This is a genomic window from Rhodococcus sp. Ni2 (assembly GCF_021352185.1).
Classification (GTDB): domain Bacteria; phylum Actinomycetota; class Actinomycetes; order Mycobacteriales; family Mycobacteriaceae; genus Rhodococcus_F; species Rhodococcus_F qingshengii.
This window is the reverse complement of the sequence record NZ_WOXZ01000003.1, coordinates 378,112-394,632: the sequence shown is the minus strand read 5'-3', so window position 1 is coordinate 394,632 and position 16,521 is coordinate 378,112. Positions and strand designations below refer to the sequence as shown.

Annotated in this window: 14 protein-coding genes and 1 pseudogene; all 15 read right to left on the bottom strand. The window is 64.0% G+C overall.

Translation table 11 applies throughout. From position 1 onward, the window contains the following. Nucleotides 1–233: 233 nt before the first annotated feature. Nucleotides 234–419, bottom strand: a pseudogene (locus tag GN300_RS30035) (hypothetical protein); the annotation flags it as partial. Nucleotides 420–468: 49 nt separating this feature from the next. Beyond that, entirely contained in the window at nt 469–1,296 is an 828-nt protein-coding gene (locus GN300_RS28355; RefSeq protein ID WP_003941722.1) for a DivIVA domain-containing protein, read from the bottom strand. Nucleotides 1,297–1,437: 141 nt separating this feature from the next. Then, nucleotides 1,438–1,716, bottom strand: coding sequence for a YggT family protein (locus GN300_RS28350; RefSeq protein ID WP_003941780.1), 279 nt, complete (start codon nt 1,714–1,716; stop codon nt 1,438–1,440). A 189-nt stretch (nt 1,717–1,905) separates the two neighbouring features. Beyond that, nucleotides 1,906–2,556: a cell division protein SepF gene (locus tag GN300_RS28345; protein WP_003941752.1), complete on the bottom strand. Its 651-nt coding sequence runs from the start codon at nt 2,554–2,556 to the stop codon at nt 1,906–1,908. Nucleotides 2,557–2,641: 85 nt separating this feature from the next. Further along, a complete protein-coding gene (locus GN300_RS28340; RefSeq protein ID WP_063316149.1) occupies nt 2,642–3,391 on the bottom strand; it encodes a YggS family pyridoxal phosphate-dependent enzyme in 750 nt (249 codons plus the stop codon). Between the two features lie 6 nt (nt 3,392–3,397). Beyond that, nucleotides 3,398–4,165: a peptidoglycan editing factor PgeF gene (gene pgeF / locus GN300_RS28335; protein ID WP_007733207.1), complete on the bottom strand. Its 768-nt coding sequence runs from the start codon at nt 4,163–4,165 to the stop codon at nt 3,398–3,400. 108 nt (nt 4,166–4,273) lie between these two features. Further along, on the bottom strand, nt 4,274–5,461 hold the full coding sequence (ftsZ, locus tag GN300_RS28330) for a cell division protein FtsZ (protein ID WP_003941788.1): 1,188 nt from the start codon (nt 5,459–5,461) through the stop codon (nt 4,274–4,276). Nucleotides 5,462–5,701: 240 nt separating this feature from the next. After that, a complete protein-coding gene (locus tag GN300_RS28325) occupies nt 5,702–6,340 on the bottom strand; it encodes a cell division protein FtsQ/DivIB (RefSeq protein WP_063316280.1) in 639 nt (212 codons plus the stop codon). A 164-nt stretch (nt 6,341–6,504) separates the two neighbouring features. Then, entirely contained in the window at nt 6,505–8,013 is a 1,509-nt protein-coding gene (gene murC / locus GN300_RS28320) for a UDP-N-acetylmuramate--L-alanine ligase (RefSeq protein WP_030537033.1), read from the bottom strand. Then, nucleotides 8,010–9,179: an undecaprenyldiphospho-muramoylpentapeptide beta-N-acetylglucosaminyltransferase gene (murG, locus tag GN300_RS28315; protein ID WP_003941767.1), complete on the bottom strand. Its 1,170-nt coding sequence runs from the start codon at nt 9,177–9,179 to the stop codon at nt 8,010–8,012. Before murG ends, murC begins: the two co-directional genes overlap by 4 nt. Next, entirely contained in the window at nt 9,176–10,654 is a 1,479-nt protein-coding gene (ftsW, locus tag GN300_RS28310; protein ID WP_007730088.1) for a putative lipid II flippase FtsW, read from the bottom strand. The genes murG and ftsW overlap by 4 nt, the downstream gene beginning before the upstream one ends. Further along, on the bottom strand, nt 10,651–12,174 hold the full coding sequence (gene murD, locus GN300_RS28305) for a UDP-N-acetylmuramoyl-L-alanine--D-glutamate ligase (protein ID WP_063316150.1): 1,524 nt from the start codon (nt 12,172–12,174) through the stop codon (nt 10,651–10,653). Before murD ends, ftsW begins: the two co-directional genes overlap by 4 nt. 5 nt (nt 12,175–12,179) lie before the next feature. Then, a complete protein-coding gene (gene mraY / locus GN300_RS28300; protein ID WP_063316151.1) occupies nt 12,180–13,262 on the bottom strand; it encodes a phospho-N-acetylmuramoyl-pentapeptide-transferase in 1,083 nt (360 codons plus the stop codon). Continuing rightward, nucleotides 13,259–14,827: a UDP-N-acetylmuramoyl-tripeptide--D-alanyl-D-alanine ligase gene (murF, locus tag GN300_RS28295; RefSeq protein ID WP_063316152.1), complete on the bottom strand. Its 1,569-nt coding sequence runs from the start codon at nt 14,825–14,827 to the stop codon at nt 13,259–13,261. The genes mraY and murF overlap by 4 nt, the downstream gene beginning before the upstream one ends. Then, nucleotides 14,824–16,458 carry a UDP-N-acetylmuramoyl-L-alanyl-D-glutamate--2,6-diaminopimelate ligase gene (locus GN300_RS28290; protein WP_042921840.1) on the bottom strand — a complete coding sequence of 545 codons (1,635 nt, stop codon included), beginning with the start codon at nt 16,456–16,458 and terminating at the stop codon, nt 14,824–14,826. The genes murF and GN300_RS28290 overlap by 4 nt, the downstream gene beginning before the upstream one ends. Nucleotides 16,459–16,521: the final 63 nt, after the last annotated feature.

Genomic DNA, 16,521 nt, shown 5'->3' with positions numbered 1-16,521 from the left:
AGCGACAAGAACCGTTCTTCCGAAAGCTCCCCGGTGATTGCCGGATCACAGCCTGGTATTCGTGTTGGACAGTCTAATACTCGTCCTGGACCTTGTCGGAACTCGCCCTAGGACTTGTCGGGGCCACCCGGCGACTCGCCATGATTTCTCTGATTGTCATCGTTGGCGGTGGCTGCATCGTCGATCGACGAATTCGAGGAACTCTCGACTCGACCGTAAGGCGACATTCCGCTGCCCGATGCCGGGTCATCCAACGAAGGAACCGCCTTCCTGCTGGTCAGCGCACTGACCAGCAGGAGGACGGCACCTGCTACACAAATCGCGATACATGCCCACGCCCAGATCAGCGACCCTGTGGTCAGGGCGACGATCAGGAGAGCGAAACCAACTCCCGCGAGAACCAACGTCACGACCAGCACGTATCAACCTTTGTCCGGTCCGATAGCTGAGCCGACGGGGCGCTCTCGGTCAGCTGTTTCCCTTGGCGAAGGACGGGCTGTAGGAATCCTGTCCACCGTCGACCGGAACGGCCGAGCCGCGCTGTTCGAGCTCTTCGAGCTGCGATTCCAGGTAGGACTTCAGGCGCACCCGGTACTCGCGTTCGAACGTCTTGAGCTGCTCGATACGGCCCTCGAGGACCGAACGCTGCTGGTTGATGGTCGCCATGATTTCGGTGTGCTTCTTCTCGGCGTCCGCCTTGAGAGCGTCTGCCTTCTCCTGAGCCTGGCGAAGCTGGGTCTCGGAGCGAGTCTGAGCGTCGGTGAGCATCGCCTCCGACTTGTTGCGCGCATCCGCGATCATGCCGTCAGCCTTGCTGCGAGCCTCGCTCATGAGCTGCTCGGAGTTGGTGCGGGCACTGCCGAGCAGCTGCTCGGACTCGGTCTTGGCATCGTTGGTGAGGCGATCCGCCATCTCCTGAGCCAGTCCGAGGACCTTTGCGGCCTGCATGTGGGTGTCGCCGCTCTGCGGCGCTGCAACGGCAGCGGCGGCGGGGACCGGCGCTGCAACAGGTGCAGGCTTGGGCGGTTCGACGACCCGAGCGGGCTCCGGCTTGGGCTGCGCTGCGACGGGTGCTGCCTGCTGAGCAGGTGCCGGCGACTTCTTGGCAGCCGCGAGCTCCTGATCCAGCTCACCTACGCGCTGGCGCAGGTCCGCATTCTCTTCGATGAGCTGCGACAGCGCCTGCTCGACGAGGTCGAGGAATGCGTCGACCTCGTCCTCGTTGTAGCCACGCTTGCCGATAGGCGGCTTGCTGAACGCAACGTTGTGCACGTCAGCTGGAGTCAGTTGCGGCATGGAAGGATCCCTTCACGCGTCATTTGGCGGTCTAGCAAGCATTCAGTTGCAACACAGTCTACGTAGTGGCGAACTACGTAGTGGCGAACCACTGGATGAGTTATGGCATCCATTCTGGCATACCACTCACTCGGACTGCGCTCAGCGAACAACCGACATCAGGATGATGACGATGAAAAGCAAGACCATGATGGATAGATCCAAGCGAACTCCACCGAGGTTGATCGGGGGGATCAACCTGCGGAGCAGTTTCACCGGAGGATCGGTGATCGTAAAAATGGTTTCGAGAATGACTGCGACCAATCCGGTCGGTCGCCAATCTCTGGCAAACGAACGAACGAACTCGACGATCACTCTGCCGATCAGCAACAGCCAGAAGACAACCAGCACCAGATAGATCACAGAGAGAAGCGCGTCCACACCCTCACTCTGCCTGACTTCTGCGGTGTGTCCAAAACAGACACACCGCAGCAATTCCGGAACCGGTCCGCATCGAGTCCGTCTTGTAACGGCCGGCGATGGGTCCGAATGCGGCGTCCGCCGAGGCGGGCCGCCGTTCGAATGTGCTCACGTCACCCCTGCTCAGGGGCCGGACTGCGGTCGAAACCATCATTTCTGGCTGTAGAAACCCGTCTCGGCGATCCGACGGCGCTCCTCGGCGGAAACGTCGATGTCGGCCGGTGAGAGAAGAAACACTTTGGTGGCTACCTTGTCGAAAGAACCACGCAATGCGAACGCCAGGCCGGCGGCGAAATCGACCAGACGCTTCGCGTCGGCGTTGCTCATGTCGACCAGATCCATGATGACGGGAGTGCCGTCCCGGAACCGCTCACCGATCGTGCGGGCCTCTGCGTAGCTCTGCGGACGCAGTGTCGTGATCTTGGCGAGCGGGCCGCCGTCGTCGACAACCGGCGCACGTCGCGCTTCGGGTCGCTCTGCGCGCGCGTCGACCGCGAGGTTGCCACGGCTTGCCGGGCGCGGCGCCATCGCCGGGCGGCTGCTGCGGCTGGGAACGGTGTCGACGCGGGGCCGGGAATCGTAGCGATCGAACTCCGCGTCCTCTTCGTCACGACGACTGGGCGCGTAGCTCGCCTTCGAGAAAGCAGGTTCGACGAACTCGCGGTCGTCGCGCTCGGCATAGCCGTCGTGACTACGACGGGGTGCGCGGCGAGCCTGATCGGGCTCCTCCACGTATTCGTCCTCGTAGTCATCGAGGGGAACCATGCCGAAGTAAGCCTTGAACTTATGCAGGTTGCTCATTGATCGACCTTCCTTGGCGCGGCGGAATCAATCCGACTGCGACCGGTCGCAGCGGTGTGGACGGGTTGGGCGATCACCTGAGCGATCACCTCGAGATTACTGGTCGTGAGCCGAGCAGTGCGGTTCCGACACGCACGCAGGTTGATCCGTGGCGCACTGCAGCCTCCAGATCGCCGGTCATACCGGCCGAGAGTTCGGTTGCCCGGGGATGCGATTCGAGGATCAAAAGATGTGCCCTGCGGAGGATTTCGAACTGCTCGTCAGGATCTGATCCAAGCGGCGGGACGGCCATCAGTCCCGCGAATTCGAGACCTTCGGCTGATTCGATCCGCTCGGCGAGAGGCGTTAGCTCGCCCGTCGGAACTCCGCCACGCGCGGGGTCTCCGTCGAGACTTACCTGGATGAGCGCCCGGAGCGGCTCCGTGCGCTCACCGCCCGACAAAGCACTCAGCGCAGCCCGATCGAGTGCATCGGCCAGTCGCGCACTGTCCACCGAGTGAATTGCATAGGCCCACTTCGCTACCGATCGAGCTTTGTTGCGCTGCAACTGTCCGATCATGTGCCAGCGAACCGGATCATCGATCGCGCCCGTCTGTGCAGCGCCGTCGAAGTCCGCGACCTTCTCCACTGCTTCCTGCTCACGCGACTCACCGAATTCACGGCAACCCAGTTCGTACAGGATTCGAGCGTCGGACGCCGGAAAGAATTTGGTCACCGGCAGCAGTGCTACGTCGGAAACCTCGCGACCGGCGGCAAGGCAGGCGGCCGCCAATCGCGCCCTCACCGAGTCGAGTGCCGTCGATATTTCTGTCAGCCGCATTTCCGTCTCGCGCATTTCTGCCTAGACGGTTTCCTGCGCTGCGGGCGCTTCCATCCAGATCACTGCAGCTTGACGCCCGGTCAGAGATTCTCGGCGATGACTGAACAACGCGCGATCCTCGATCGTGCACCGCGGGTCCTCGGCGACACCGGACACACCCGCGGCGAGCAACTGCTTACGCAGTCCCGCACGCAGATCGAGTCCCGGCGTGCCCTTCTCGGTGCGAGTTGCGCTGCCCGGCAAGTGCTTTTCCACGTCCGCGCGCATCGCAGCGGGAACCTCGTACTGGCGTCCGCTCGCAGCCGGACCGAGGAAGGCGCCGATACGCGAAACGTCCGCGCCCTGACGCACCATCTCCGCGAGGACGCGCGGGACGATACCGATGCGGGCACCGATCCGTCCGGCATGAACGGCCGCGATCACACCGGCCTCCTCGTCGGAGAGCAGAACGGGAACACAATCTGCACTGAGGGTGGCGAGCGCCAGGCCGGGAACAGTGGTGACCAGAGCATCCGTCACCGGAATCACTTCGTCGGTCGGTTCCGTCACGACAGTGACGTTGCGCGAATGGATTTGTTCCATCCACACGAGATGGTCAGGCTCGACGCCTATTTCGCGTGCCAGACGTCGGCGATTCGCATCGACGGCTGCCGGATCGTCTCCGACGTGATCGCCCAGATTGAACGACTCGTACGGTGACGCGGAAACACCACCGGCTCGGCTGGTCACGACGCGGCGAATGCGGGTGCGGGTGGTCGACTTCTCGGTACTCAAGATAAGTGTGCTCACAAACGTCGAAAGTTGTCGTCCGGCTCAGACGTGACCGGACATCCAGTCAAGAACAGGGTACCCAGAAATTCCGGGCACCCTGTTCTCGAAACTGTTTGTAGCCCTACGTCAGCGACGCATGAAGACCGGCACGTCGACGTCGTCGTCGCCCTCGTCTTCCTGGACCGGCGCATGGCGGGGGCCACCGATCGGAGGCAAGCTGCCCGAACCGGTGGTCTCGCGCGCTGCGGAAATCGGCTGCTCGCCAGCAGGTTCGGCGGCCACCGGCGACCGGCCGACCTCACCCGCGCGCCCGGCGCCGATAGCTCCACGTCCCTGCGCGGTCGACTCCACGGGACGACGAGCCGGAGCTCCTCCGTCGAATCCCGCAGCGATGACCGTCACACGAACCTCGTCACCGAGTGAATCGTCGATGACCGTTCCGAAGATGATGTTGGCGTCGATGTGGGCAGCTTCCTGCACCAGCGAAGCCGCCTCGTTGATCTCGAACAGACCCAGATCGCTACCGCCGGCGATCGACAGGAGCACGCCGCGGGCGCCTTCCATCGAAGCTTCGAGGAGCGGGGAATTGATCGCGGATTCCGCCGCCTTGATCGCGCGTCCCTCACCCCGCGAGGAACCGATTCCCATCAACGCACTACCGGCACCGGACATGACACCCTTGACGTCCGCGAAGTCGACGTTGATCAGACCCGGAGTGGTGATGAGGTCGGTGATGCCCTGGACGCCGTTGAGGAGAACCTCGTCCGCGCTGCGGAACGCGTCCATCAGGCTGACGGCCGCGTCACCCAACTGGAGCAGGCGATCGTTGGGAATGACGATCAGTGTGTCGCAGGACTCGCGGAGCGCCTGGATTCCGGTATCCGCCTGTCCCCCACGACGCTTGCCCTCGAAAGAGAACGGTCGCGTCACGACACCGACGGTGAGTGCGCCCAGCTTCCGGGCGATGCTTGCCACGACAGGGGCACCGCCGGTTCCGGTGCCACCGCCCTCGCCTGCGGTCACGAACACCATGTCGGCGCCCTTGATGACCTCTTCGATCTCGTCCTTGTGATCTTCGGCTGCCTTGCGACCCACTTCCGGGTCGGCACCGGCGCCGAGGCCACGGGTCAATTCACGACCGACGTCGAGCTTGACGTCGGCGTCACTCATCAGAAGGGCTTGCGCGTCCGTGTTGACCGCGATGAACTCGACTCCCTTGAGTCCCTGTTCGATCATGCGGTTGACTGCGTTCACGCCGCCGCCGCCGATGCCGACGACCTTGATTACGGCGAGGTAGTTGTGCGGGGGCGTCATCGGCTCTCGCCTTCCGTGTCGTGTTTCACGCTGCTTGTCAGTGCTGCTGTCTTTTTACTGCTGGTGTATTTGGTACTGCTGGTGTTCGAGAACAACCCTAAACCTCAACCACAGGGTTAGAGTTATGTCAAGTATTCGATCTGAAACGAAACGCTATGCACCGTCGTCGCGTTCCGCCATTAGGCGCGCCGAGACACACCGAAGTATTTGCTGCGCACTGACGCACGGCTGCACCGTGCGCTATCGGACCGTCGGCAGATCAGGACTGGACACGTCGTACGTCTGCCCCGGTTGGGTCAACAGCGGAAGCGTCACAGCAGCCTTACGATCCGAGTGCTCGACACCGCCCCAGTTTACGACGCGACCGTCGAGCAGAGTCAGCGTGACACTCGAAATCGACCGAGCGGCAACCTCTCCCACCTGAAATCTCAGATCCGGCGGCAACACCGACAACACCTCGAGCGCGGCAAGCGTCGGCTCGTCGTTCCACCCGGGCGTCGGTGTCACCAGACGCGGAACCCCGGGCGGCGGGACGCCCATCTCGAAGTCGACGCCCTTCTCGTCCAGCAGGTGTGCACCCTCAGGTGAGTCGACGAAGACGACCGGTACCCGTTCGGTGACGGTGACGCGGATAGTCGACGGATACATCCGCTGCACACGAGCCGAGGCCACCTTCGGAATCGTCGCCACACGTGCGGCGGCGGCGCCGGTGTCTACCCGCATCAACGGCTGACCGGTCGGTACGGCCAGGAGCGAAAGGATCTGTTCCTCACTGACGGTCGTCGCACCGAGAATTTCGGTGCCCCGGACCGAGAGCACCGGAGACAACCAAGCCGTCAACGCAATTCCCACCACCAGCACGATTGCCAGCGGTGCCACGATCAGCGGTCGCTTGAACCACTTACGAGTCGGTGTGGGTTCGGGAGCCGGCTCCGTCGACCGCGTCGAGTATCGCGATTCGGTGCGAGTACTGCGCCGACGCGTACTGGTGGCTTGTCTGGCTCGAGGATCTCGACGCCCGCGCCGACTTCGTGCGTCGGGTGTCATCGCGGCGCGGGATGCGGCGCCGAACGCAAAGCATCGAGGATCTGTTTGCCGAGCATGGTCACGTCACCGGCACCCATCGTGATGACGATGTCGCCGGGGTGAGCCAACGCCGCCACCTGCTTCGGCGCCTGTGACAGATCCGGTTGATAGTGAACAGGTTTCGTGACCGACTGAGCGACCAGCGCACCACTGACGCCCGGCATCGGCTCTTCGCGAGCGCCGTAGACATCGAGAACGACAACCTCGTCGGCCAAGTCCAGCGCCTGCGCGAACTCCTCGGCAAACGCGGCGGTGCGTGAATAGAGATGAGGTTGGAAGACCACGATCACGCGTCCGGCTGCCGAATTGGTCGACGACGAATCGTCCTCCGGTCGAACCAGATCCGCCGCCGCGCCGAGAACCGCACGAACTTCGGTCGGATGGTGGGCGTAGTCGTCGAACACCCGGACACCACGCTCGCGGCCGGTGAACTGGAACCGGCGGTGTACGCCACCGAATCCGGCGAGCCCCTCGACGATCTCCTCCGTCTCGGCGCCGGCGTCACGGGCAGCCAGTAGAGCCGCAAGTGCGTTGAGCGCCATGTGACGACCCGGCACTGCCATCCGCACGGTTCGCGCGGCGCTCTCGCCCGCCAGGTGGAACTGCAGGACTCCCCCGACATCGTGCGCATGGAAGCCCAGTAGTCGGACTCCGACCTCGACACCGTCGACAGGCTCGAAGGCGGTGCCCGCCTCCACTTCCTGCGCGTCTGCCGATCCGTAACCGAGTACCCGGATGTCCGAACGGCCCGAGGCCACGATTCGCTTCGCGAGATCCGCCGATCCCGGGTCGTCGAGGCAAGCAATCAAGAGCCCACCCGGACGCAACTTGTCGACAAAATCGTCGAACACCTTCACATACGCTTCGACACTCCCGAAATAGTCGAGGTGATCGGCCTCGATGTTGGTCACGACGATCACGTTGGGGTCGTACTGCAACAGCGACCCGTCACTCTCGTCCGCCTCCGCGACAAAGACGTCACCGCTGCCGTGATGGGCATTCGTTCCCGCTTCGTTGAGTTCGCCGCCAACGGCGAACGAAGGGTCGAAACCACAGTGCTGCAGGGCGACCACGAGCATCGACGTTGTCGACGTCTTGCCGTGTGTACCCGAAACCAGGAACGTGCGATTGCCCTGCATCAGTGATGCAAGGACAGCCGGACGAAGAATCACCGGGATTCCGCGGCGAGCGGCCTCGACGAGTTCCGGGTTGTCCTTCGGGATAGCCGCGTGCGTCGTGACGACGACGGTCGGACCACCCGGCAGCAGGTCGAGAGCATCGGCGTCGTGGCCGATGCGGACCTGCGCCCCGCGTGCACGGAGCGCCAGGACTCCTCGGCTCTCCTTGGCGTCCGAACCCGAGACGAGGCCCCCGCGGGAAAGCAGAATTCGAGCGATGCCGGACATACCGGCACCGCCGATTCCGACCATGTGTACTCGCTCGAGGTGGGCGGGCAGCGCGGTCATCGGTTTCCCCTTGCGTTTTCCTGGACGGCGTTTTCCTTTGCCGCGATGTCGAGCACGATCCGTGCGATCTCGGTTGCCGCGGTGCGGTGCCCGACGTTGGCAGCGCCACTGCTCATCTTGTCGAGGCGCGCGCTGTCGCTCAGCATCGGGACGACGGTACCGGCGACGAACGTCGGCGTGAGCTCGTTGTCGGAGACGATGATCGCACCGCCCGCTGCGACAACGGGTTTCGCGTTGAGTTCCTGCTCACCATTGCCGTGCGGCAACGGAACGTAGACGGCCGGAAGCCCGACCGCCGAGACCTCGGCGACCGTCATCGCGCCCGAACGACAGATAGTCGCGTCGGCTGCGGCATACGCGAGATCCATCCGCGAAAGATAAGGAACAGCCACATACGGTGCCGTCTCCGAGTACTGCGTGACTTCGAGGGAGTTCTTGGGTCCGTGTGCGTGAAGGACCGAGATCCCGGCCTTCGCCAGTTCTTCCGCTGCTCCGGACACCGCGTCGTTGAGCGACTTCGCGCCTTGCGATCCGCCGAAGACGAGCAGAACGGGACCGTCCTGAGGTAGTCCGAAGTACTCGCGAGCTTGCGAGCGGAGTCCAGCTCGATCGAAATTGGCGATCGACGCGCGAACCGGGATGCCGACGATCTCGGCGTCCTGATCGCCGCGGTTCTTCACTCCGGAACCCGGAACAGCAGCAAGCACCCGCGTCGCCAGGCGAGCACCGATCTTGTTCGCGATGCCGGCACTGGCGTTCGCCTCGTGGATGACGATCGGAATCTTGCGGCGGCGCCGAAGAACACCGCCACGTGCGGCAAGATACGCCGGAAGCGCGACGTAACCACCGAAACCGACGATCACGTCGGCGTCGACGGAATCGAGTACCTCACGGGTCTTGCGCACCGAGGCGAGGATGCGTGTCGGCAGTTTGACGAGATCCATCGTGGGCTTACGAGGAAGCGGAACCGGGGGAATGAGCTCGAGCGTGTACCCGCGAGCCGGCACCAAGGTGGTTTCGAGACCACGCGCCGTCCCGAGCGCAGTGATTCTGGTGTCGGGCGCAGCGGCCTTGACCGCGTCCGCGACAGCAAGTGCGGGTTCGATGTGACCAGCCGTGCCTCCCCCTGCCACCACTACCGACAGAGCCGATTTGTTGCCGCTCACCTACGAATTCCTCGCTCTCGAACTTCTCGTGGATCTTGTGCCCTACGTGTCGGCGCCTGCCGACGCTGACCATTCTGCCCTCCCGCGGTGCGCTTCCGTGACCCAGCGGCCGCACCTCGGTTGGAATCCGAGGAAGGGCGAGCACCTTGATCTGCCCGCTTGCGTCGATCGCCCGTCTCGATCGCGCGCCGGCCGTCGCGTCCGCGTGCCGGTTCGATCTGCCGTGCGGGCTTCGGTCGACGGATCGGCCGGCCCCCTGACGGCGGGTGGTACAGCACGGGCTTCGGCAGTCTGAGCAACTTCGAGATCTTGCCGTCCTGCCCGGAGTTCAGAGCGGCAACTGCTTCGGGCTCGTGGCGCGCTGCATTGGCGATGACACCGAACATGAACAATGTGATCGCCAAGGACGAACCGCCGGCGGAGACCAAGGGCAACTGGAGTCCGGTCACCGGCAGCAGTCCGATGACGTAACCGATGTTGATCATTGCCTGGCCGACGATCCAGGTAGTTGCAGTGGCCGACAGGAGCCGCCAGAACGGATCGATGCTGCGGGCTGCGATCCGCAATCCCGTGTAGACGAATACAGCGAACAAACCGATCACCACTGCGCAGCCGACAAATCCCAACTCTTCGCCGATGATCGCGAAGATGAAGTCGTTGTGCGCGTTGGGTAGGTAGTTCCACTTGGCGACGCTCTGACCGAGTCCGCGTCCGAAAAGGCCCCCGTCGGCGAGCGAATACAAAGCCTGCTTGGCCTGATAGTTGTTGCCCTGCAGGTCGTCGCTCTTGTTGAAGAAGGCTTGAACTCGATCGGAACGATAACCGGCCGTCATCGCCAGCACGCCCGCCACGACGACGCCCGTCACCGCGATCGAGCCGAAGAGCTTCAGTGGCAGCCCACCGAACCACAGCAGGGCCCCGACGATGATTCCCAATGCGATGGTCGTACTGAGGTTCGGTTGCGCGACGACCAGCGCGAAGACCAGCATTGCTGCGGGCACGAGCGGAATCAGGATCGACTTCACGGATCGGTCGTCCGGCCGCCGCGAAGCCAACAGATGGGCGCCCCAGATCGCCAACGCGACCTTCATGATTTCCGAGGGCTGCACCGAGAACCCGCCGACGTTGAACCAGCGACGCGCGCCCTGCGCTTCTGTGCCGATTCCCGGAATCAGGACGAGTACCAGCATGATCAGCACGACGACGAACAGCGGAAACGAATACTGCCGGAGCACTCTCGCCGGGATCCGCAGCGCGACGTAGAAGAGCACAGCTCCGAGAATCGCGAAGATCAACTGCTGGGTGAACAACGAATACGCCGAGCCACCGGACACGTACTGCTCGACGCTCGACGCCGACAGAACCATCACGAGCCCCAAGACAGTCAACATCGTGGCAATCGTCACCACCAGGTGGAACGACGCCAACGGCCGCGCCAACCAGGCACCGATTCGGGTCTTGGGACCCTTGGTCATAGCAAGTTCCCGGCTTGGCCAGGCGAATCCGTGAACGGATCGGGTAATGCGGCGACGGCGGCGGCGAAGCTGTCACCACGATGTCCGTAGCTGGCGAACATGTCCAAGGACGCGGCGGCCGGGGCGAGTACAACTGCATCACCGGGGGACGCCAACTCGGCAGCTTCGACTACCACTGCGGCCATGACGGCATCCGCGTCGGCACCCGACGGCAGCCGGATGGTGAGAGTCGAGTTGCTGCTGTTTTCGCTCACCACTGCATCGTCCCCCGACATCACGTGCACCACGGGAACATCGGGCGCGTGTCGCGCGAGCGCGTCCTCGATCACACCAGCGTCACGCCCGAGAAGGACAGCGCCGGAGAGTCGAGGGCCGACTTCGCTCACCAATTGGTCGACGCTGGCTCCCTTGAGCAGACCGCCTGCAACCCAGACGACGCGATCGTGCGCGAGTATCGACGGTCGGGCTGCGTGCGGATTGGTGGCCTTGGAGTCGTCGATGTACACAACGGACCCGACACGGCCGACCAGCGCCCCTCGGTGTGGGCCGACCTTGTGTGCGGCCAGACCGCGTTCGACGACGTCTGCCTCGAATCCGAGTGCCCGCGCCAACGCGGCGGCGGCCAGCGCGTCCATGACGCCTGCCGGGCCGGCGGGATCTATCGACGCTGCTTCGGCCAAGCGGACGTGATCGCCGAATGCGTTGTCCACGAGGTGTCCCGCTTCGACACCCAGTTCCCCTTCGCCCGGTTCACCCAATCTGAACCCGGTGACAATGTCTGCAGTTGCGCGAGTTCCCAGTTCGGAAGCGATCGCGTCATCGAGGCCGACCACCGCGATCTTTCCGCTCAGCGCCCGCGACTTGGCCTCGGCGTACGCGCTCATTCCGCCGTGCCAGTCGAGGTGATCCTCGGCGACGTTGAGGACCACGCCGGCATCCGGACGCACCGAAGGCGCCCAGTGCAATTGGAAGGACGACAGTTCGACAGCGAGGTACTCCACGCGCGGCGACGTCTCGGCGAGTGCGTCGAGTATCGGCAGCCCGATGTTTCCGCAGGCTCGGCCGACAACTCCGGCGGCGTCGAGAATCGAGGCCAGCATCGACGTCGTCGTGGTCTTTCCGTTCGTCCCCGTCACGACGAGCCATTTACGGGGTGTGCCGAAGTGCCCGCTGTGGTCGACGCGCCAGGAGAACTCGACGTCTCCCCAGATGGGAATCCCGTGACCGGCGGCGGCTGCAAGGATCGGTGCATCCGGCCGAAAGCCCGGACTGGTGACGACGAGCCCGTACTCGGTGATCGAATCCGGGGCATCCTCGATCGAGGTGGTGGTCACCATGTCCGCGCCGAGCTCCGCGCAGCGCTCCGCGAAGTCCAAGGTCGAATCGGCAACCGTCACGACAGCACCGAGGGCGACGAGAGGTTCGATGGTCGCTTGACCGGACACCCGCCCACCGGCGACCAGCACTCGCGTACCGCGGAGCCAGGACAGGTCGTTCTCGGAATCCGCTGAGCTGGTCATGGTTTTCAGCCTCCGAGCGCTGCGAGGTATTCGCTGTAGAAGAGTGCCAATCCGATAGCCGACGCAATAGCCGCCAGCAACCAGAATCTGATGATGACCGTGGTTTCAGCCCACCCGGCGAGTTCGAAGTGGTGATGGAACGGCGCCATTCGGAACACCCGCCGTCGGCTGGACCGGAACACCGCTACCTGGATCACCACCGACGCGGCCTCCGCGACGAACAGTGCACCGATGACAACCATCAACAGTTCCGTGCTGGTGGTGATCGACAATCCGGCGAGCATGCCGCCGAGGGCAAGTGAACCGGTGTCGCCCATGAAGATCTTGGCGGGTGCGGCATTCCACCAGAGGAATCCGATGCACGCGCCGGCGCCGGCCGCGCAGAGCACCGCGAGGTCGAGCGGGTCTCGGACGTCGTAGCAACCCTTGCCGGGATTCGTCTCGCACGAGTAGCGGAACTGCCAGAACGTGATGATGACGTAGGCGCCGAGAACGAAACTCATCGCACCGGCGGCCAATCCGTCGAGGCCGTCGGTCAGGTTGACGGCATTGGACCAGGCGCTGACCAGTAGGTAGCAGAAGGCGATGAAGACCACGGACCCGAGTGAGACGGTGGCGATGTCGCGCACGTACGACAGATGAACACTGCCCGGAGTCAGCCCGTCGTCACCGCGGAACTGAAGGGCCAGGATTCCGAAGACAATGGCAGCGACGAACTGTCCGACCAGCTTCGCTGTCTTGTTCAGTCCCAGATTGCGCTGCTTGCGGATCTTGATGAAGTCGTCGAGGAAACCGACTCCACCGAGCGCGGTGGTCAGACCGAGAACGAGTAGGCCGGACGCCGATGGCCCCTCCGCGTTGTCCATGCCGAGACCGATGAGGTGTGAGCCGAGATAGCCGGCCCAGATTCCGGTCAGGATCGCGACGCCGCCCATCGTGGGAGTGCCGCGCTTGGCCTGGTGACTGGCTGGACCTTCGGTTCGGATCTCCTGCCCGAAACCTTGTTTCGAGAACGCCTTGATCAGGATCGGCGTGAGCATGATGGAGACCGCCAGCGCGATGCCGGCGGCGAGAAGAATCTGGATCACTGCGAATCCCCGCCGTTCTCGCCATCGGTGTTCGCGTCACCGGTGTTCTCGCTGTCGGTGTTGGGCGTTGCAGCCAGTATCGCTTCGGCGACCGTCCACAGTTCAACCGACTTGGACGCCTTCACCAGGACGAGATCGCCCGGTTCGAGTTCCGCTTCGAGAATGGCGATTGCCGCAGCTGCGTCGGGCACGACGACGGACTCGTCACCCCACGACCCCTCCATCACCGCACCTTGATGCATCGCACGCGAGGTGCGGCCCGTTCCGACGACGATCAACTTGCTGACATCGAGTCTGACGGCCAGGCGACCGATCGCGTCGTGCTCGACAACTGATTCCGGTCCGAGCTCACCCATCTCTCCGAGCACAGCCCAGCTACGGCGACCGAAGTGCCGATCCGATCGCGCCATGGACACCAACGCTTTGAGGGCGGCGCGCATGGAATCGGGATTGGCGTTGTAACTGTCGTTGACGACGGTGACGCCGTCGGCGCGCTCGGTGACTTCCATCCGCCTCGCGGACGCTGCCTTCGTGCCCTCGAGGACACGTGCGATGTCTGCAACCGCGAGGCCGTTCTCGAGTGCGACGGCCGCCGCGGCCAGGGCGTTGCTCACGTGGTGTTCGCCGTGAACGGCCAGGCGAATACGTGCAGAACCCTGTGAACAGTTCAGTGTGAAGGAAGCCCTGGCCTGGTCGTCGACAACCACGTCGGTCGCCCGAACGTCGCAGTCTTCCGACTGACCGACGAATACGATCCGGGCCTTGGTTCGACTCGCCATTGCGGCGACCATGCGGTCGTCGGCGTTGAGGACCGCAACTCCACCGTCGGCTGCCGACGGGAGTGCTTCCACCAGTTCACCTTTGGCGACCGCGATCGCTTCACGCGAACCGAACTCACCGAGATGGGCAGTGCCCACATTGAGAACTACGCCGATCTTCGGCGGCGCGATCTTCGTCAGTTCGCCGACATGACCGACCCCACGGGCCGACATCTCGAGAACGAGGAAGCGGGTATTCTCGTCGGCGCGGAGCACTGTCCACGGCAGACCCAATTCGTTGTTGAACGACCCGGGGGGCGCAACCACCTCGCCGCACTCGCGCAGCAGCGCTGCTATCAGATCCTTGGTCGAGGTCTTGCCGGCAGAACCAGTGACACCGACCAGCGTCAGTCCACCATCGGCCGGTGTGCCATCAGTTGCCAGTTCGTCGACGACTGCTCGGGCCAGAAGGCCGAGGGCATGCAGGACCGCGGCTCCGGACCCGTCGGTGTCGTGTTCGAGCAGCATCACTGCACTGGGACCGTCGTTCGGCACCGATGGAACGACGATTGCCGGAACTCCGACCGGCCGCGCCGCGAGCACCGCCACAGCGCCCGCTACCACCGCCGCTTCCGCGTGATCATGACCGTCGACACGCGCTCCGGGTAGGGCGAGGAAGAGCCCACCTGGAGCTACTTTGCGCGAATCGAATTCGACGGTTCCAGTCACCTGCGTCGACGAATCGTCGACGTCGTGCAGGGTTCCTCCGACGATCTCGGCGATCCGAGAGAGCGTCATCGGGATCATTGCTTGCCTCCATGTGCTGTGTTGATCGCGAATCGGCCGATCATTTCGCCCAACACCTCGCGGTCGTCGAACGGGTGTTTGACCCCGTCGATTTCTTGACCTACTTCGTGGCCTTTGCCTGCCACCAGGACGACATCTCCTGGCTGTGCCCACCGGACTGCTTGCTCGATCGCGGCGGCCCGGTCCCCCACTTCGCGAACCTCGCCGCGTTCGGATTCGGGCACGTCCATGGCGCCTTGCATCACCGAAGCGCGAATCTTCGCCGGATCCTCGGTGCGTGGGTTGTCGTCGGTGACGATCAGCAGGTCTGCGCCTCGCGCACCCGCTTCACCCATGAGTGCCCGTTTGCCGGCGTCGCGGTCACCGCCCGCACCGACCACCACGGCCACTCGGCCGGGAACCTGGTTGCGCAGCGTGGCGATCACGGCTTCGAGCGCTGCCGGCTTGTGGGCGTAGTCGACCACGGCGAGAAAGCTCTGCCCCCGGTCGATCCGCTGAACTCGCCCCGGGACGTCCACGGTCCCGAGCGCTCGAACAGCCGCGTCCGGGTCGAGTCCCGCAGCAAAACTGACGGTCAACGCCAGCGCAGCGTTGGCCACGTTGTATCGCCCGGGGAGACGAAGTGAGACTGGCCACGACTGTCCATCCGGCCCGACCAACTCGAAGGTCTGCGAGCCGTCCTCGGCAACCTCGACTGCGCCGACCGTCCACTCGGCCTCGGCCGTCGAGGTCGAGACCGTGGTCACCGCGTCGCTCTCGTCGGTCGCGGCCAACTCGGCCATCCGTCGACCCCACACGTCGTCGACGCAGACGACGGCATGCTCGGCTCGCACCGTCGACTCAGGATCGAACAACCGAGCCTTGGCCTGGAAGTACTCCTCGAAGTCCCGATGGAAATCCAGGTGGTCCTGCGAAAGATTGGTGAACGCGCCGATGTCGAAGCGGATGCCGTCGACGCGTCCGAGAGCAAGAGCGTGACTGGAGACCTCCATGACGACGGTATCGATCCCCTGCTCTGCCATCACGGCGAACAGAGCATGCAGTTGCGGAGCTTCCGGCGTGGTCAGAGCGCTGGGCACCCGGCGGCCGTCGATTCGAGTCTCGATGGTCCCGACCAGGCCGGGCTTGCGGCCGGCTCCGGCAATCGCAGCTTCGAGCAAGTACGACGTCGTGGTCTTGCCCGATGTACCGGTAATGCCGACGACCTGCATCTTCTCTGAGGGCCGGCCGTAGATTTCCGCGGAGATCTCACCGAGCACATCCCGCGGGTTCGGATGAACGAGAACTGGGACGGACCGGTCAGGCGCCTTGTCCGCGGCCTCGATCAGTTCGAGGCCGGCCTCGTCGGTCAAGATCGCGGTCGCACCGCGCCCCAGAGCGTCGACGGCGAACTGAGCGCCATGGGTCCGTGCACCGGGCAGAGCGGCGAAGAGGTCATCGGTCACGATTCCCTGCGCACGCAGGTCGACGCCCTTGACGACGACCTCCGAGGACTGTGATCCCGGTTGCCCCACCCATTCGAGGCGAGCCCCGGACAGTTCGGAGAGCGCCGTGATCGCGGTAGCAACCGGTTGTGTCGGACGCGTCCCGGGAGCGCCGTCCGAGTTCGACGATTGCAAACGATTCGGCACTGTCACTCGACTCCTGGCAATTGTCGTTGTTCTATCGCGGTCGTTGTCTATGGCGGTCGTTGT